The organism is Shewanella sp. Isolate8 (assembly GCF_022398495.1).
GTDB lineage: Bacteria > Pseudomonadota > Gammaproteobacteria > Enterobacterales > Shewanellaceae > Shewanella > Shewanella aquimarina.
Window position 1 is genome coordinate 209,504 of sequence record NZ_JAKEVI010000004.1, and the last position, 17,082, is coordinate 226,585.

General features: G+C 54.1%; 16 protein-coding genes. 7 read left to right on the forward strand and 9 right to left on the reverse strand.

Going from position 1 to position 17,082, the window contains the following annotated elements; genetic code table 11:
* Positions 1-49: 49 nt before the first annotated feature.
* The 9 genes from gspK to gspC all read right to left on the reverse strand — a co-directional run bounded on the left by gspK (position 50) and on the right by gspC (position 9,114).
* Positions 50-1,048, reverse strand: coding sequence for a type II secretion system minor pseudopilin GspK (gene gspK, locus L1D43_RS17270; protein ID WP_239853571.1), 999 nt, complete (start codon positions 1,046-1,048; stop codon positions 50-52).
* Positions 1,041-1,790, reverse strand: coding sequence for a type II secretion system minor pseudopilin GspJ (gene gspJ / locus L1D43_RS17275; RefSeq protein ID WP_239853573.1), 750 nt, complete (start codon positions 1,788-1,790; stop codon positions 1,041-1,043). The genes gspK and gspJ overlap by 8 nt, the downstream gene beginning before the upstream one ends.
* Entirely contained in the window at positions 1,771-2,175 is a 405-nt protein-coding gene (gspI, locus tag L1D43_RS17280; RefSeq protein ID WP_239853575.1) for a type II secretion system minor pseudopilin GspI, read from the reverse strand. Before gspI ends, gspJ begins: the two co-directional genes overlap by 20 nt.
* On the reverse strand, positions 2,168-2,749 hold the full coding sequence (gene gspH, locus L1D43_RS17285; protein WP_239853577.1) for a type II secretion system minor pseudopilin GspH: 582 nt from the start codon (positions 2,747-2,749) through the stop codon (positions 2,168-2,170). The genes gspI and gspH overlap by 8 nt, the downstream gene beginning before the upstream one ends.
* A gap of 20 nt (positions 2,750-2,769) precedes the next feature.
* Positions 2,770-3,204, reverse strand: a complete 435-nt coding sequence (gspG, locus tag L1D43_RS17290; protein WP_041508816.1) for a type II secretion system major pseudopilin GspG — start codon at positions 3,202-3,204, stop codon at positions 2,770-2,772.
* A gap of 71 nt (positions 3,205-3,275) precedes the next feature.
* On the reverse strand, positions 3,276-4,496 hold the full coding sequence (gene gspF / locus L1D43_RS17295; protein ID WP_041508815.1) for a type II secretion system inner membrane protein GspF: 1,221 nt from the start codon (positions 4,494-4,496) through the stop codon (positions 3,276-3,278).
* 2 nt (positions 4,497-4,498) lie between these two features.
* Entirely contained in the window at positions 4,499-6,067 is a 1,569-nt protein-coding gene (gene gspE, locus L1D43_RS17300) for a type II secretion system ATPase GspE (protein WP_239853579.1), read from the reverse strand.
* Positions 6,060-8,174 (reverse strand): type II secretion system secretin GspD, encoded by a 2,115-nt coding sequence (gene gspD, locus L1D43_RS17305; protein WP_041508813.1) that lies wholly within the window; start codon positions 8,172-8,174, stop codon positions 6,060-6,062. The genes gspE and gspD overlap by 8 nt, the downstream gene beginning before the upstream one ends.
* A gap of 22 nt (positions 8,175-8,196) precedes the next feature.
* On the reverse strand, positions 8,197-9,114 hold the full coding sequence (gene gspC / locus L1D43_RS17310) for a type II secretion system protein GspC (protein ID WP_041508812.1): 918 nt from the start codon (positions 9,112-9,114) through the stop codon (positions 8,197-8,199).
* Positions 9,115-9,376: 262 nt separating this feature from the next.
* On the opposite strand from gspC, the gene hslR reads away from it, so the two are divergent.
* From hslR to L1D43_RS17345, 7 genes are all read left to right on the forward strand, one after another.
* The gene (gene hslR / locus L1D43_RS17315) at positions 9,377-9,769 is read left to right on the forward strand and encodes a ribosome-associated heat shock protein Hsp15 (RefSeq protein WP_239853581.1); all 393 of its coding nucleotides are present in this window, start codon (positions 9,377-9,379) and stop codon (positions 9,767-9,769) included.
* Between the two features lie 13 nt (positions 9,770-9,782).
* Positions 9,783-10,643, forward strand: coding sequence for an Hsp33 family molecular chaperone HslO (gene hslO, locus L1D43_RS17320; protein ID WP_239853583.1), 861 nt, complete (start codon positions 9,783-9,785; stop codon positions 10,641-10,643).
* A 190-nt stretch (positions 10,644-10,833) separates the two neighbouring features.
* Positions 10,834-12,375 (forward strand): phosphoenolpyruvate carboxykinase, encoded by a 1,542-nt coding sequence (locus L1D43_RS17325; RefSeq protein ID WP_041508809.1) that lies wholly within the window; start codon positions 10,834-10,836, stop codon positions 12,373-12,375.
* A 371-nt stretch (positions 12,376-12,746) separates the two neighbouring features.
* Positions 12,747-14,546: a hypothetical protein gene (locus L1D43_RS17330; protein ID WP_239853592.1), complete on the forward strand. Its 1,800-nt coding sequence runs from the start codon at positions 12,747-12,749 to the stop codon at positions 14,544-14,546.
* A gap of 410 nt (positions 14,547-14,956) precedes the next feature.
* Positions 14,957-16,183, forward strand: coding sequence for a dicarboxylate/amino acid:cation symporter (locus L1D43_RS17335; RefSeq protein ID WP_345773716.1), 1,227 nt, complete (start codon positions 14,957-14,959; stop codon positions 16,181-16,183).
* A gap of 198 nt (positions 16,184-16,381) precedes the next feature.
* Entirely contained in the window at positions 16,382-16,807 is a 426-nt protein-coding gene (locus L1D43_RS17340) for a hypothetical protein (protein WP_239853594.1), read from the forward strand.
* The gene (locus L1D43_RS17345; RefSeq protein WP_239853597.1) at positions 16,804-16,992 is read left to right on the forward strand and encodes a helix-turn-helix transcriptional regulator; all 189 of its coding nucleotides are present in this window, start codon (positions 16,804-16,806) and stop codon (positions 16,990-16,992) included. The genes L1D43_RS17340 and L1D43_RS17345 overlap by 4 nt, the downstream gene beginning before the upstream one ends.
* The last annotated feature ends 90 nt before the right edge of the window (positions 16,993-17,082 follow it).

The following is a 17,082-nucleotide window of genomic DNA, read 5'->3' on the forward strand; positions in this document are numbered from 1 at the left end:
ATGAGCTTGTCCTTTTATTAGCCTAGACGAGCATGGCCCACCTAAGTGATTATTTTTGGCCGCCATATTGACGGGTCAAGACGTCCAGCTGGTTGTTACCGCCCACACGTAATACACTTTGCATCCTAAAGGTGGCACTATCAACCTTAGCACCCGCCTCTAACAGAAAATACTTACTCTTGAGGCTAAAGCTCGATTCCAGGTTCTTTTGCTGACGCAGCCCAGAGATGGAGCCATTGGACCAGAAGTCTTCCATGCTGTCATAGCCGTCGCCAGGACGCTGATTAATGATGCTCTCGGCCTCTCCCACGCTGATCTTATTATCAAACATTCCCGCCAGCAGCGCCGCCTGCTCCACCTCTATGGTATTGACGTTCAACACCTGGCGATCATTACCTGGAATGACGCAGATATAGGGCGCCAACTTAAGGTAGACCTCCTGACTAAAGCCGATCACCGCCCGCAGCTCGCTGCGATGACTCATCAAGGTGTTAGCGGCGCGATAGGGCACGGTTCGCGACTCATAGTCGGCATCTTCGGCGCCGAAGGGGCTGGCGACCGTGTCCTCATCGATATAATCTTTCAGCGTATGGGTCAGACGCTCGGCGGAGAAATCATCCATCCCCAGCGCAACCAGCAGCCCCTTAAACTGTATCGCCGCCAATGGCAGCTTAGGTTGGCCGTTTTCCACCACTGTGGTCTCAATAGCCAGGGCATTAAGGTTAAAACAGGCCTGCAGGTCGCTGATTCGACCACCTATCTCCCCCTGCTCTGCCGGAAATACCACATCGGCCTGAGCCCAATATTGTTGCCGATGCACCTTGCCATCATCGGCATCGTCTAAATCTTGCTTAAGCACCTTCTTGACCAGCTCTTCGGCCGATATCGCATACCAATAGGCTTGATCATACTGCGCCAAGTTAATAGTGCGACGCACAGATATCTGGTTGCGGCTATTGATGTTAGTGGCAATGATGGCGATCATCGCCACAATCAGCAAAACGACGATCAGCGCCACGCCACGCTGCTTTCCTGGCAGGTTATTCATCGCCATCTTCCTTGCCACCGGAGCCGCCACTGTTGTTGCCACCAGTATTATTACCGCCCGAGTTGTTGCCGTTATTGTTGCCGTTGTTATTGTTGCCGTTATTGTTACCCGAATTATCTTTGCTAAGCGTTGCCCCTAGCGGTAACAGGAACTTGCGCTGCACCTTGCCCAGGCCTTCCACCTCAACGGCCATGGCAATCGCCTTGGGCAGGCTGGTAGCGTCAAACTTACGCTCCCACTTGTCCTCGACATAGAAGGAATACTCCACCGACAGGACGTTCTTAATCACCACAGTCTTGATCGGCTCGGCGCCAAATTCCGGTTCAGGATAGGGAAAATACCAACGCTCCAGGTTATTTTCCTGCACCACATAGGCCACAGATTGCAGACTGCCCCGCGGCAACAAGCCATCGGGATTCAGCCAGCCGATGCGATAAAAGACGATGGCCTCCGACTCAGAGTCGAACATATCTTTACCGGTTTGAATCACGGTCGAGCCCCGTCCGCCTTCCAACAGGCGTGGGGTGCGGGCCACCATCTGGCCAAAATCTCGCTCTAAAGCCCCGAATCCCTGTTGCAGCGACTTTAGCCGCTGGGCAAACTCGGCGGTGACCTCATCGTTTTTCATCACAGTGCCGAGCACGGCATTGGCCGCCAGACCCAACATGGCAAAGATGGCGATGGCGATCAGCATCTCCAGCAGGGTAAAACCGCGAGTAGTCTTATTCTTCTTTAAGGACATAGCTACTCACCTGGGCGATGACGCGTTGGTAGCGATCATCGTCACTGACACTGATGCGTATCATGCGAAAATTATCATCTGTGGTTTTCACCACCTCTTTGCGCCAATACCACTCTTTTCCCGCCAGCTCGACGCTGCCATCTTTACGGCCAAGGTCGGGAAACTTCTTCTCCAGGCGGGCGTCCACCATCTGATTGCTGGCCACCCACTGTGCCAGGGTGCGCTCCTCGAGTATCGGCATATTGGCCATCTGCTCACCCAGACTCTTAGTGATGGAGACGGCGGCGATGGCAAACACCATGAGGGCAACGATCACCTCAAGCAGCGTCATACCTGCGCTGCGGCCTCTGGCCTTGATACTCGGGCCTAGCCTGGGCTTACTCATCGAATCCATCCTCTCTGCCCAGGGTCAGACGCCCCAAGGCATCCCCCACCACCAGGGCCTCTATTTCCTGGCCTCGCTCATCCTTACCGACGAAGGTCAGCTCGAAGGCGCTCATCTCGCCGCTGGGAAACAGCATCACCTGAGGCTCGGGAAACTTTTTCTTCTCATCTTCACTGCGCTCGATGAGCGGCTCGTCGAACCAGGACTCATCATCTTCTTCATCTTCTTGGATTAAAGGCAAACCATCGAGCACCAGATGCATCTCGACTCCAGGTTCCATCTCTTTGGCCGCCAGCAGGCGATCTTGCTGCAGTGGCTTCCATTTGCCTTCATCGTAATAAACGAACTCATAGTGCTTCTCATCGATGACGATACCGATGAAATGACCGCTGAGTATGGTCTCATCCAACACCAGCTCGGTCGCCGCCATAAACTGTCGCGCCGTACGCTCCAGCGCCTTATGCTGATCGGCGCCGCTGGTAGTATAAGTCACCGCGGCGGCAGCCAATCCCATCAGCAAGACGACCAGCAGGACCTCTAGCAGGGTGAAACCAAATTGGCGAACGCCACGCATAGACAGACTCGACCTAAGGCTTATTGGTAATCTTGCAGGTTCCAGTTACCGATATCGTCTTCGGTACCCGGCTGACCGTCAGGACCAGCACTGAAGATGTCGATCTTACCCTGCTCACCCGGGCTCAATAGCAGGTAATCGTTACGCCATGGATCCTGTGGCAGACGCTTCACGTAGCCATCGGCACGGTAGTTGCGTGGCTCGGGTGAGATAGTTGGCTTCTGTACCAGGGCTTCCAGTCCCTGCTCTGTCGTCGGGTAGACGCTGTTGTCCAGACGATACATGTCTAAGGCATTTTCCAGTGCAACAATGTCAGATACCGCCTTTTGGATGTCGGCTTTATCTTTGTTGCCCATAAGGTTAGGTACAACCATGGAAGCAAGGATCCCTAAGATAACGATAACCACCATGACTTCCAGTAGGGTAAAACCTTTTTGCTTGTTTCTTGCTTGCATTAATACTTCCTCTATAAAAAATACCCTAACGTCTGGAGTTAGGACGGCTGTTGGTAGTTAACGCTTGGACGTTAACCACTAATCATGTTGTTGAGTTCTAAGATCGGCTGCAGAATCGCCAGGACGATAAACAGGACCACGGCCGCCATGCTGACCACCAGCATAGGCTCGAACACCCCCAGGGCGATGTTGACATTAGACTCAAATTCTCTGTCTTGGTTGTCGGCGGCGCGCTCTAGCATCTGCTCAAGCTGACCGCTTTTTTCACCCGAGGTGATCATATAGAGCATCATAGGGGGAAAAAGTTTAGTATTGGCGAGCGCTGCGCCTAGACTCGTGCCTTCACGTACCCTGGCGGTGGCCTCCTCGACCGCCGCCCGCACCCTGACATTCATCAAGACCTCGCTGGCGATACGCATAGCATCGAGTAGCGGAACCGAACTGGCGGTCAAGATACTCAAGGTGCGTGCAAAACGCGCCGTATTAAGTCCCTTACTCACCCGTCCGACAACCGGCATCTTGAGTATTGCCGTGTCGAACTTCATCCGATTGGCCGCGCTGCGCAGCAGCTGCTTGGCACCGACCACCAGGACTATGATGATACCCATGACGATAAGGCCATAGTCGCGGACAAAATCCGATGAGGCGATCAAAAACTGTGTCGTCCAGGGCAGTTCCTGGCCCATATGCTCGAACTGACCCACCACCTGAGGCACCACGGCGGCCAGCAAGATGGCGATCACGCTGATGGCAACCAGCGTCAGCACTATGGGGTAGATCATCGCCTGAGTCATCTTGGTCTTTAGCTGCTGACGACGCTCGGTATAGTCGGCGAGACGGTTGAGCACTATCTCGAGATGGCCCGACTTCTCGCCCGAAGCCACCATGGCGCGATAGAGATCGTCGAAAATATGAGGAAATTCCGCCATCGAGTCGGCCAGGCTGTAACCCTCTACCACACGCGATCGAACCGCCATCACCATGCTGGCAAGCCTGTCCTTCTCACACTGCTGACCTACGGCCTTGAGCGCCTCCTCCACCGGCAAACCTGCGGCCACGAGAGTCGCTATCTGACGGGTGATCAGTGCCAGTTCGGCGACCGAGATGCCACGCTTGAAGCTGAAACCACCGCTCTTCGCCTTGGCCTCCTTCTCGACTACTGGGGTGATCTCCAGCGGCATCAGACGCTGCTCACGCAGTTGGCCCCTGGCATGACGCGCCGTGTCGGCTTCGACAACCCCTTTCTGCTGTTTGCCCTGGGCGTTTAACGCCTTGTACTCAAATGCTGGCATGGCTACTCCTCGCGAGTGACGCGCAGCACTTCTTCCAGGGTAGTCACCCCGTCGAGGACTTTGATCATGCCGTCATGGCGAATGCTAGGTACCGTCTTACGAATATGCTTCTCGATGGCCAGCTCGCCGCGTCCGGTATGGATAAGCTCACGAACATAGTCATCCACCAGCAGTAGCTCGTGGATACCGGTACGGCCACGGTAACCGTTGTGACCACAAGCAGCACAACCTGTCGCGCGGTAGATGGTGCGCGGATCGTCTTCGCTGATCCCCAGCAGCTCTCGCTCACGCAAGTCTGGCGTGTGTTCCGTCTTACACTGAGGACACAGGGTACGGATCAAGCGCTGTGCCAGCACCCCCAGCAGACTCGAGGAGACCAGGAAGGGCTCAACCCCCATGTCTTGCAGACGGGTAATGGCGCCCGAGGCGGTGTTGGTATGCAGGGTCGAGATCACCAAGTGACCAGTAAGTGAAGCCTGCACGGCGATCTGCGCCGTTTCAAGGTCACGGATCTCACCTATCATCACCACGTCAGGGTCTTGACGTAGAATGGCTCTCAGACCACGGGCGAAGGTCATGTCGACCTTAGTATTCACCTGAGTCTGACCTATGCCAGGCAATTCATATTCGATCGGGTCTTCGACGGTCAGAATGTTGGTGTCGATGGCGTTGATCTCGGTAAGACCCGCGTACAGGGTAGTACTCTTACCCGAACCGGTAGGACCGGTCACCAAAATAATACCGTGAGGCTTACGGATAAGCTCATCGAACTGCTCGCGTATGGTGTCGGTCATCCCCAGCTGTTTAAGATCTAGGTTACCGGCGTTCTTATCCAGCAGACGCAGTACCACGCGCTCGCCATGGCTAGATGGCATGGTGGACACACGCACATCGACCGCACGCCCGGCGATACGCAGGGAGATACGGCCATCTTGCGGCACACGCTTCTCGGCAATATCCAGACGCGCCATTACCTTGATACGCGAAACCAGTAGCGACGAGAGCTTGCGATTCGGCTTGAGCACCTCTTTGAGCACACCGTCGACGCGGAAACGCACCACCAGCTGCTTCTCGTAGGTCTCGATATGGATATCAGAGGCTTCCTCTTTGATCGCCTCGGACAAGAGGGCATTGATCAGCTTGATGATAGGCGCATCATCGTCACCCTCCAGCAGATCTTCTGTCTGGGGCAGCTCCTCGGCCAGGGTAAACAGATCCATCTCGTTGCCGATATCTTCCATCAGCTGCTGCGCCTCGGAAGAGTTGGCCTGATACACCTGGGTCAGCTTGGCCTCGAACACGTCAGGCTCAAGCCGAGCCAATGCCAGTTCCTGGCCAGTGTAACGACGCACCTCCAGCATCGCCTCTATCGGCGTGTTGACTGTGTGATACAGGGTGAGTCCCGCCTCGTCCTTATCCAGCACCAACTCGAATCTGTGGGCGAAGGCGAAGGGCAGACGGTCACGACTGCTTGAGTGAAATACCTCATCGGATTCGGCCTCCGAGGCTAGCCCGAGTTCACTCGTTACCTGGGCCAGTTCCTCGTTTTGTGCGGCTTGGATATCACTCATCTTGCTTATCTTGCTGCTTGTTTTCGTTGATCTGTTTCAGCGCAGGATCGGTTTCACGCATCTTGGTATCGAGTCCCTTGCGATCCTTGTAACGTTGCAGCACCTCATTCACTTCAGGCGGCAGGTACTCCTCCTGACTCCACTCTTCCAGGATAGGTACGCTGGTATTTGGCATCAGATTCACGCCACGCTCCTGCTGCTCTAGCTGTAGGGCGCGGAAGTAGTTGTATTTACGACCGGCTATGCCTTCCATGGTCACACCATCACGAATGATGGTCGGCTTGATGAAGACCATAAGGTTTTTCTTCTTCTTACCGCTCGATGATGACTTGAACAGGTGACCCAAGATAGGGATATCGCCGAGGAAAGGTACCTTCTGCACGCTCTCCTGCACCTCTTCGTTGATCAGACCACCGAGCACGACGATCTGACCCGAATCGGCCATTACCGTGGTCGTCAGTCGGCGAGTAGCAAAGGTTACGTCCACACCCGTCTTACCATTGATACCAGAGACTTCCTGCTCTATGGTGAGTTTAACCGTGGTGCCTTCGTTGATCTGTGGCACGACTTTCAGCTTCACGCCCACTTCCTTACGCTCGACCGTCTGGAAGGGGTTGCTGTTGCCGTTGCTGGAGTTCTGGCTGCCTGTCAGCACAGGAACCTCGTCACCCACGATGAAGGAGGCTTCCTGATTATCCAGAGTGGTGATAGAAGGTGTTGCCAGTACGTTTGACTTGGTATCGCTGGAAACCGCCTGGATCAGGGCACCAAAGTCGCCCATGGCCACGCCCCACGCCATACCATTCACCTTGCCCAGCGCCTGCGCCAGTATGGTGATATCACCTTTCTTGGAAGGATTCTCGGTACAAGTACCGTTTTCGGTACAAACCTTAGTACCATCTTCTTCCTGAGCAGCCCAGATACCGGCACCGATCTCGCCGATTGTGGGACCTAAGTTATTAAACTGGGTGCCGCCACCAGACTCTGTGGCCCACTGCACGCCAAAGCCGACATCGTCACCCTCGGCGACCTCGACAATAATGGCTTCTACCAGTACCTGTGCGCGGCGAATATCCAGCTGGTTGATGACACTCTCCAGCGTGCGCATCTGATCCGGCTCGGCGCTGAGCACCAGGGCGTTGGTGTCTGGGTGAGCCATGATGTTAATTTCGTTGCGACGCTTGCTGCGACCGCCCTGGGACTGACCACCGTCCTGATCTTTGGCCAACTTCTCGGCGAAACCGGTCAGCACTTCTACCAGATCTTCTGCCTTAGCATAACGCAGGTAACGCACCTTGGTATTACCTGTGGTCGCCTGCTCGGCATCCAATTTCTTAATCAGGGCCACCACGCGCTGACGGCTCTTCTCGTCACCACTGACGATCACCGCATTGGTACGCTCGTCGGCAACCACTTTAGGCGCCTGACCCGGTAACTGAGACTGGTTGGAGCTTGCGCGGTACAGGGTATCTATGATGCGCACCATCTCGCCGGCAGAGGCATATTCCAGCGGCACCACCTGCACCTCGGTATCACCCTGCTTGTCGACGCGGCGGACGATCTCCACCAGCTTGTTCACCACGGCCGCACGACCGGAGATCATCAATACGTTTGACGGGTCGTAGTTAACCACATTACCGCCACCCGCGTTGTCGTTGAGCTGACGCAGCAAGGGAGCAAGTTGTTTGGCCTCGGTGTTATAGAGGGCGACGATTCGAGTCACCATCTCATCGCCCAGGCCTGGAGTAGTATCATCGGCAACGCGGATCGCCGAGGTCTTGGCGTCTTTGTCCTTGATCACCTTGATGATGTTGTTGTCCATCTCGACCACGGCGTAGCCATAGACCTGCAACACATTAAGGAAGAATTGATAGTACTGCTCATCGTTGAGCAGATCGTAGCTGCGTACATTGATTTTGCCGCGTACGGTAGGGTCGACGATGATAGTCCGGTTCAGGTTCTTACCAACTATGTTGATAAACTCCTGAATGTCAGTGCCCTTGAAATTAGCCGCGTATTGTTCCGACCACGCCACTTGTGGCGCTAACAGCGAGGCGCCCATCACGACGCTCGCGATAAGGTTGCGGCGTATTTTCTTGTTGTTCATTAATGACTTCCTCTAACCCTTTTTATTGCGGCAAACTAAACATGATCTCAACCAGCTGACCCTCTCTTTCGACCATCAGAGAAATTTCGGTCAATTCTGGCAACTGCGCCATCACTTCCAATGCTTGACTCATATCAGTCAGATCATAGCCGTTCATTGATTTTGCTAAATCGTTGGCCTTAAAGCCAGCCTGTTCAAATAATTGTCTGTCCTTGCCTGGGTTTAAGCGATACCCCTGCAGCTCGCCGCCGGCGTTAACCGGTGAAATCGCCAGGTAATCGGTGATCTTGCTGGGATCTTCCAGCAGGGCGTCGCGCGACTCTTCCAGCTCTTTAGAGACGGCACTGTTGTTGCGCTTATCTATGGTGCGGACATCGCGAGAGGAACGTGCCTCTTGCAACAAGTTATTGGCTTCGCCCTGAGCCTCATACTTGAGGCCATCAAGCATCAGCGTCTCGTAACGACCAGTGTTAGAGATGATGATGCGATCGGCGTACACCTCTTTAAGCGAGGCTGAGGTGCCCTGGATCTTGTCGCCCAGGCTATAGGTGTTCTGGCTACCACGGGACTCGATCACCGCTAGCCCATTCTGCTCGGCGGTCGAGGCCACCACGCCGGTCAACTGAATCGACAGCGAGGTCTTGGGTGCGTCGGTGATCTTCTCTTCCACCACAGGCTTAGGCTTATCCGAGTTGGGGTCGGCCTTACCGAAGAGGGCTAATGCTTGCAGCGTAGAGACATTCACCTGGGACGATGACTGACTGCTGGAGACAGGGGTCGCCTGCCATTTTTGTGGGGTTTCAGCGACGGGCACCAACTTCCATGTGATTTGCGCCAAAAGATAGATAGCGATAATCAAACCGAGCCAGAATACGGCCGAACTCAGAGGCTTCTGCGGCACGGCAGCGGCCTTAGATATTACTTTGTCTAATAAATCCATATTATTGTGGACCCTCTATGCAGGCCTCTAATCTGATTATGATAATTTCCTAGCTGTGGCTCATGCTAACCTACACAGCTAATCGCAACAAGCCCATAACAGTCTCTTTATTGGCCTATAGAGGCGATTTATGCTAACTTTACGCGCCTAAAAAGGGTGTGAGGTCTGTCGCTATCTCATCTGTTGGCTAACAACAAGTATGGACTATTTTTTAAGCCTGTGAGCTTGCACATCTTTATACACCTAAGGAGACCTGATCACCATGACCTCAGAGAAAGAGCTTGGCGTTCGGCTCGACAAGTGGCTGTGGGCCGCCCGCTTCTATAAGACGCGTGCAGTCGCCAAAGAGATGATCAACGGCGGTAAGGTGCACTACAATGGCCAGCGCACTAAGTCGAGCAAGCTGGCCGAAGTCGACGCCGTGATTAGATTACGACAAGGATATGACGAAAAAGAGATCGTCATAAAAAAATTATCCGAGCAGCGCCAAAAGGCGGTGGTCGCCCAAACCTTATATGAAGAGACGCCAGAAAGCATAGCCAAACGCGAGACCTATGCCGAGGCAAGACGCTTGAATGTGCTTAACAATCCCGCGCCGGATACCAAGCCAGACAAGAAACAGCGTCGCCAACTAATACGCTTTAAAGAAAGCTAACTGTGAGACACAAATGAGTAAAGATATCTTAAACCGTTACCTATTCGACAACGCCGATGTGCGCGGACAAATCGTACAGCTAGAGAAGAGCTATCAAGAGATCTTATCGGCTCACACCTACCCTGAAGCCATTGCCCGTCTGCTGGGCGAGCAGATGGCGGCCACCTCTTTACTCACCGCCACACTGAAATTTGATGGTGATATCAGCGTGCAGGTGCAGGGCAACGGCCCGGTATCGCTAGCGGTGATCAATGGCAACAACCTACAGCAGCTGCGCGGCGTTGCACGCTGGGAAGGCGAGGTCGCCAAAGACGCCAGCCTACAACAGCTCATGGGCCAGGGACACATGGTGATCACCCTGACTCCGAGCAACGGCGAGCGTTATCAAGGCGTAGTGGCGCTGGAGAAGGAAACCCTGGCCGAGTGTCTGGAGCAATACTTCCTGCAGTCTGAGCAGCTGCCGACCGCCATCCGCCTGTTTGCCAACGGCAAGCAAGCCGCCGGCATGTTGCTCCAGGTCTTACCGGGCGAGAACGAGCACAACCAAGAGTTCGAACATCTCGAACAGCTGACCAGCACCATCAAGGCCGAGGAGCTATTTGATCTCGAGGCAACAGAAGTATTGCACCGCCTGTATCACCAGGAAGAGGTTCGCCTGTTCGATCCTATCGAGGTCACCTTCTCCTGTACCTGCTCCCGTGAGCGCAGCGGTCAGGCACTCAAGACGGTAGCCAAAGAAGAGCTGGACGCCATTCTGGCCGAACAGGGCAAGATCGAGATGGGCTGTGAGTACTGTAACTCCAGCTACAGCTTCGACTCCATCGATGTTGAAGCCCTATTTAAAAACGCGCCTAAGGCCGATACTCAGCAGTAAATCATCGGCTTATATTCAGCTTTGAAAGAGGATGCCTGTGCGCATCCTCTTTTTTTCACGATTTTCGCGATCTTCCTCACACATTCAATTCCGCTTAAGTTACAATCGGGCCTCTGCAAATCATGCAGATAAAACAAAAACAAGCTGGCACAGACCGGCCAACCCTACTCGAATGATGGAGACCTTACAGATGGCGGATGGATCTAAGCAGACTCATAGAAATCCCTCTACGGCACAACTAGTTGAGTTTGCACTCGCACGCGGCGAAGGAGAGCTAACGGCGAATGGTGCATTAGTGGCAAAAACCGGCGAGCGTACCGGACGCTCACCCAACGACCGCTTTATCGTGAAAGAAGCAGGCAGCGAAAACGAAATCGATTGGGGATCGGTCAACAAGCCGTTCGCCATGGATGCCTTTAACGCCCTATGGGATCGCGTTGCGACCTACCTGGCCGACAAGGAGACTTTTGTTTCTGAGCTGGAAGTGGGTGCCGACCCTGAGCACTACCAACCTATTGAAGTAAAAACCGAGACCGCCTGGCATCAGCTTTTCGCCCGTAACCTGTTTATCGTGCCTGAGCAGTTTAACGTCGCCAACAAGCCCGTTTGGCAGATCATGAACGCCCCGGGTTTCGAGTGTGATCCTGCCCGTGACGGCACCAACTCTGACGCCACCGTCATCATCAACTTCGCCGATCGCAAGGTACTGCTGGCAGGCCTTAAGTACGCCGGCGAGATGAAGAAGTCTATGTTCTCAGTGCAGAACTTCCTACTGCCTGCCAAAGGCGTACTGCCAATGCACTGCTCGGCCAACGTCGGCAGCGAAGGCGATACTACCCTATTCTTCGGCCTGTCAGGCACGGGCAAGACTACCCTATCAGCAGATCCTAAGCGTTTCCTCATCGGCGACGACGAACATGGCTGGGCACCAGGCGGCGTATTCAATATCGAAGGTGGCTGCTACGCCAAGTGTATCGATCTGAGCCAGAAGAACGAGCCGGTGATCTGGGATGCTATTCGTTTCGGTACCGTACTTGAAAACGTGACTCTGGATGAGCAGCGCATTCCTGACTACAGCAACACAGAGCTGACCGAGAACAGCCGTGCGGCCTACCCGCTCGAGCACATCGCTCAACGTAAGGAAGAGAACCGCGGCGCCGAGCCAAATGCCGTGGTCTTCCTGACCTGTGACGTATCAGGCGTACTACCACCAGTGTCTAAGCTCAGCAAGGAACAGGCGGCCTATCACTTCCTCTCTGGCTACACGGCTAAGGTAGGTTCGACCGAGATGGGCTCGACCTCTGCGATTCAGTCAACCTTCTCGACCTGTTTCGGCGCACCTTTCTTCCCACGTCCTGCTGGCGTTTACGCCGAGCTGCTGATGAAGCGTATCGAGTCATTCGGTAGCCAGGTATATCTGGTCAACACAGGCTGGACCGGTGGTCCACACGGCGTAGGTAAGCGTTTCGATATCCCAACGACCCGCGCCATCGTCGATGCCATCGTCAGCGGCGAGCTGAAGGATGTAGAAACTGTGCACATCGACAAGCTAAACCTGGACGTGCCCGTGGCCGTGTCTGGTGTCGATGCCAAGCTGCTTAACCCGGTTAACACCTGGGCCGATAAGGCTGAGTACGACAAGTACGCCCAGCAACTGGCAGAAGAGTTTGCCGCCAACTTCACTAAGTACGACGTGTCTGACGCCATCAAACAGGCTGGCCCTAAGGCTTAAGCCCTGGTGCTAACCTCTTAGCTAAAAATGGCCCCCAGGGGCCATTTTTTATTGTCTAAATACCCTGCAAGTCTTGCACTTCTAACCTATCCGATCGGGTAATGGTAATTTAATCAAAGCTATAGATAATGTCCTTTCAGCCGTATTGGACCTTGCTAAGTTATACCAATCGTAATAAATAGTTGATCATTCTAGCTTGTTAAAACGCTCGATAACTGCATTAATATTTTTAATTGTAGAATAACTACTTATCTAAAAATCTTGCTTTGTTCTCAAGCGTTTTTCCTGCGCTATTTCTGATCAAATACTTACTGTGATTGGTATTTCACCGCCCGGTCCCTTTCATTGTTAATATTTGTAAGGACACAAATATGCGTTTAACTCACCTAAGCTCTCTGCTGCTCGGTACCTGCCTACTCAGTGCCTGCGGCGGCTCCAATGACGATTCAGATACCCCAACCGACGGTGGCACGCCACCCACAAGCTTCGATCATCAAGTCATAGGCACTGTGGTGTATCAAGGCGCGGTAGCCGGCGCCGAGGTCTGTGTAGATTTCAACCAGAATGCCAGCTGTGAAACCAATGAGCCCAGTAGCATAGCAGATGCAGAAGGAAAGTATCAGATCGACTGGACCAGCAACGTCGAGATGCCCGTCTATGATCTGGTAGCCAACTGGCAGCAGGCCGCAGAAACCGCCACCAAACCGGCCCTTCTCAAGGCAGCATTTCGAACCGATGCCCTAAATACCCGTGCGCAATCCGATAACACCCAGGCCGTCATCTCCATGGAGGGAGAAGGCAGACTGGTCGCTCTGCAGGAGCACGGAGGTGAGATCAATGCCCTGACCAACCTGGAATTTCAACGTGTCGCCCGCATGCGCGCCGCCGGCACCACCTCCCTGGAGATCGCCTCTCAGCGTGCCCTGCTCGCCGCCATGGTGCTGACGATTTACGAGCGCCAAGGCAATCCCTATAAGCTGAGCGCCGAGCAATCCCTCGCCCCTGAATTCATCGACACCTATCGACTGCATCGTCATCTGGAAGCCTTGATCGGCGATCAGCTCAGCGATGTGCTGGCCGTCGATGACATCATGTCGATGACCCGCGACCAGCTAAGGAACCTGGTAGAAGCGAGCGGCATGAACACCCAGGACTACTTGAATAACGACCCCATGGCGATACGTTTCCTGGTAAACAATGCCCTGCTCGCCGCAGGCTATATTGAGACGCCAATCGATGAGAAGATCATGTCATACGCCGATTGGCAGGTGATCAAGAACCATTTCTTTGAGGACGACCAGCTGCACAGCGACTTCACCCTGGCGCCCGCCAAACTGCACAGCGCCTTTACCCTCACCTATGGCACGCCCGATCTCACCTTCATAGGTTCAATCATCGAGGACAAGGTCAATGGTCGGGTATTCGATTATCGTGAAGGAGAAGGCACTGAGACGCCAGAGGCGTGTTGGAATCAGGAACTCGAACTTTGGGTCGGCGATGACGATAAAGCCTATCAGGCGCCTGAGATTCGCTACATAGACAACACTCTTCACACTGTATACAGCGGCACGTTTGTGCCCCTCACCGTCGAGTTTACTAAATATTCGGGCAGTGGCGATGAGTGGCAGGCTGTCCTTAGCACCACCCCTCCCGCGCTGAAGCTGGGCGAGCTTAGCTGGCCGAGTCAGGTATATCGTTACCGCATCAAGCAGGCGGCGGATGTGATGTGCCGGGTACAGGATGAGTTCATCACCTGGCCCATGCCGAGTCATCAGGATGCTGAACAGCTGACCACGGCAGATGTCGCTCGCCTCTTCTGGCCTGCCTTTTACCCAGATGACACTGTCATCGACGAAGAAAACAAGACCATCAAGGTCAACATTACAGGTCAGGTCGAAACCCATCAATGGTCGCTGATCACCGGCCCAAGCGATGAACCTGTGCTGCGCGTCAAGCAGATTGACCTGCCGGCAGCCTATGCCGACATGGTGTCGGCCGATGACTATCTTATCCAGGGCGACAAGCTAATCGAGGTCAGCATCTATGAGGCCACCGACTATATGAGCAAGTTCGGGGACTACCTCAACGTCAGCTTCGATGGCAATGAAGACAACTTCAACCAGCGCTTCCAGCAACACCTGGAGGCGATCGTCAAGGGACAACAGCCTTAAGCCCGATGAACTAAGGCTTATTCAATAGCAAACCCCAACAGAGAGGATGGCAAATGCCATCCTCTTCTTTTCCCCCTCGCCATAGCACTTCATTTTTGCGCAAAAGCTCGGCTATCACGCGCCATGCTTGGGCTTTATCCTCAAGGCACGCCTGAATTCACAGACTCTTGCCCTCCCCCGTGCTACGCTGCGCGCCTGCAAGACTATACTCATTTCAAGTTAACACTAATCACAGTAAATAAGTGAGCAGAGATAGCGCAGGGAAAACGCTTGCGAACAAAGCAAGATTTTTAGATAAGTAGTTATTCTACAGTTAAAAATACTAATGCAATCATCGAGCGTTTTAACAAGCTAGGATAATCAGTCATTTATTACGATTGGTACAATACAGACGACAGGGCGAGGCAAAGGTGAAAACCAAGACAAGTAGGCTTTTAGGCAATATCGGGGTGCAGGTGGTGATCGCCATGATTATCGGCGCCGCCGTCGGTTTTATCATGGGCGAACAGGCCAGCGTATTTGCGCCGCTAGGCACCATTTTCATCCATCTGATCAAGATGTTGGTTATCCCTCTGGTGCTGGTGTCCATCATCTCGGGCGCCGCCAGCCTGGGCGACAGCCCCTCGGCGGGTAAGATAGGCATAGGCACCTTCGGCTTCTTCATCATCACCTCAGGGGTGGCGGTTGCCCTGGCGCTACTGCTAGGCAACCTGTTCCAGCCCGGTAACGGCGTCGATTTCACCGCCCACAGCGCCAGCGGCCTGATGAAGGTCACCGAAGAGCATGGTGCCCTGCCCGGCGTGATGGATACCTTCATCGGCATGATCCCCACCAATGTGTTCGAGTCCCTCACCGGCGGCAATATTCTGCAAATTCTGGTCTTTAGCATCTTCTTCGGTATCGCCCTCACTAAGGTGAAGGGAGATGGCAGTAAGCCGATTCTGGCGGCGCTCAATACCATAGTCGACGCCTTCGTGTGGATGATCAACTGCGTCATGGTGATCGCCCCCATCGGCGTGTTTGGCCTGATGGCGGACTCGGTCGGTACCTTCGGCTTCGATGCCTTGGAAGTGGTATTCAAGCTGTTTGCCGTATTTGTCTTCGGTATCTTGCTGTTTGGCTTCCTCTTCTTCCCGCTACTGGTACAGCTGTTCTCCAATGTCAGCGCCAAGAAGTTTATCAGCGTGATGAAGAAGCCTCAGGTGATGGCGCTGTCTACCGCCTCCTCCATGGCGACCCTACCGGTGAACATGGAAACCTGTGAGGAGGAGCTGGGGGTCTCAAAACCCACCGCCTCCTTCGTGCTGCCGCTAGGCGCAACCATCAACATGAGCGGTAACGCCATCTACTACGGCCTGGTGGCGATTTTCTTCGCCCAGATGTATGGCATAGATCTCAGCCTGGGCGCCTATCTGGCGATCATCTTCACCTCGACCCTGGGCGCCATAGGTCAGGCAGGCGTGCCCGGCCCCTCCTTCCTAGTGGTTGCCGTACTGCTGGCCGCGGGCATCCCCATCGACGGCCTGCCGCTGCTGTTTGCCCTGGATAGGGTCTTTGACATGATCCGCACCTCGCTCAACATCACGGGCGATGCCGCCTGTGCGGTGATCTTAGATAAATACACTCAAGCTAAGTAATGAGCTAATACGAGTGAAATAACAAGGAGGTGGCCTCGAACGGCCATCTCCCTCATCTGTCCATCCAATGCCAATTCGCCACCTTAAAAGTTAAACAAACCAAACTTTATGTAAAGCACACTTGACCTTGAGTCTTTTTTAACCTAGCTTGTTATGTAAAGGGTATTTGACATTTAACACGAGCGAGAGGAACCGCATATGAAACAGATCATCGACGCCATCTGCTCCAGAGGGCTACCGTTAAGGGATATTCAGAATGCCAACCGGGTGAATCTGCTCGCCCTCTTATGGGCGCTCAGCCTGGGAGGAACATCCTTCCTGGCCCATCAAGGCTATCTGACATCGACATGGGTGCTGGCAAGCTGCTTCATCCTCCATGGTGCCATCGGCATCTGGATGCTGCTGGCCTTCAAACGCTTCCTGCGCCAACTCGACGAGATGGAGCGTAAAATACAGCTCGATGCCCTGGCCTTAGCCGTCGGCGTCAGCATCATAGGCTTCTCCCTCTACTCGATTCTGGACATGGCGGATCTGCTACCGGATCTCAAGGCCGCCTATCTGGTGGTGCTCCTAGCGCTCACCTATATGCTGGGGCTCATCTTTGGGAGACTCAACTACAGATGAAGAACCGTCTAAAACCCCTGCGCGCCGAACGCAACTGGACCCAGGCCGATCTGGCAGACCTGCTGGATGTATCGCGCCAGACCATCAATGCCATAGAGAAGGGCAAGTATGATCCCAGCCTGCCGTTGGCCTTTAAGATCGCCAGGCTGTTTCAGCTCCCCATCGAGTCCATCTTCGAGGACTAGCAATATCTCTCGGCCCCTATTGACTCAGGGGCCTTTTAGATCGACACTCGCCGAAAATTGACCCGCAGAAAAGCCCAAGACGTCATCCCG

What these genes read in the sequence shown, in the direction of transcription:
- gspK (WP_239853571.1), bottom strand. Translation starts at nt 1,048, where the DNA reads ATGAATAACCTGCCAGGAAAGCAGCGTGGCGTGGCGCTGATCGTCGTT.
- gspJ (WP_239853573.1), bottom strand. Translation starts at nt 1,790, where the DNA reads ATGTCCTTAAAGAAGAATAAGACTACTCGCGGTTTTACCCTGCTGGAG.
- gspI (WP_239853575.1), bottom strand. Translation starts at nt 2,175, where the DNA reads ATGAGTAAGCCCAGGCTAGGCCCGAGTATCAAGGCCAGAGGCCGCAGC.
- gspH (WP_239853577.1), bottom strand. Translation starts at nt 2,749, where the DNA reads ATGCGTGGCGTTCGCCAATTTGGTTTCACCCTGCTAGAGGTCCTGCTG.
- gspG (WP_041508816.1), bottom strand. Translation starts at nt 3,204, where the DNA reads ATGCAAGCAAGAAACAAGCAAAAAGGTTTTACCCTACTGGAAGTCATG.
- gspF (WP_041508815.1), bottom strand. Translation starts at nt 4,496, where the DNA reads ATGCCAGCATTTGAGTACAAGGCGTTAAACGCCCAGGGCAAACAGCAG.
- gspE (WP_239853579.1), bottom strand. Translation starts at nt 6,067, where the DNA reads ATGAGTGATATCCAAGCCGCACAAAACGAGGAACTGGCCCAGGTAACG.
- gspD (WP_041508813.1), bottom strand. Translation starts at nt 8,174, where the DNA reads ATGAACAACAAGAAAATACGCCGCAACCTTATCGCGAGCGTCGTGATG.
- gspC (WP_041508812.1), bottom strand. Translation starts at nt 9,114, where the DNA reads ATGGATTTATTAGACAAAGTAATATCTAAGGCCGCTGCCGTGCCGCAG.
- hslR (WP_239853581.1), top strand. Translation starts at nt 9,377, where the DNA reads ATGACCTCAGAGAAAGAGCTTGGCGTTCGGCTCGACAAGTGGCTGTGG.
- hslO (WP_239853583.1), top strand. Translation starts at nt 9,783, where the DNA reads ATGAGTAAAGATATCTTAAACCGTTACCTATTCGACAACGCCGATGTG.
- L1D43_RS17325 (WP_041508809.1), top strand. Translation starts at nt 10,834, where the DNA reads ATGGCGGATGGATCTAAGCAGACTCATAGAAATCCCTCTACGGCACAA.
- L1D43_RS17330 (WP_239853592.1), top strand. Translation starts at nt 12,747, where the DNA reads ATGCGTTTAACTCACCTAAGCTCTCTGCTGCTCGGTACCTGCCTACTC.
- L1D43_RS17340 (WP_239853594.1), top strand. Translation starts at nt 16,382, where the DNA reads ATGAAACAGATCATCGACGCCATCTGCTCCAGAGGGCTACCGTTAAGG.
- L1D43_RS17345 (WP_239853597.1), top strand. Translation starts at nt 16,804, where the DNA reads ATGAAGAACCGTCTAAAACCCCTGCGCGCCGAACGCAACTGGACCCAG.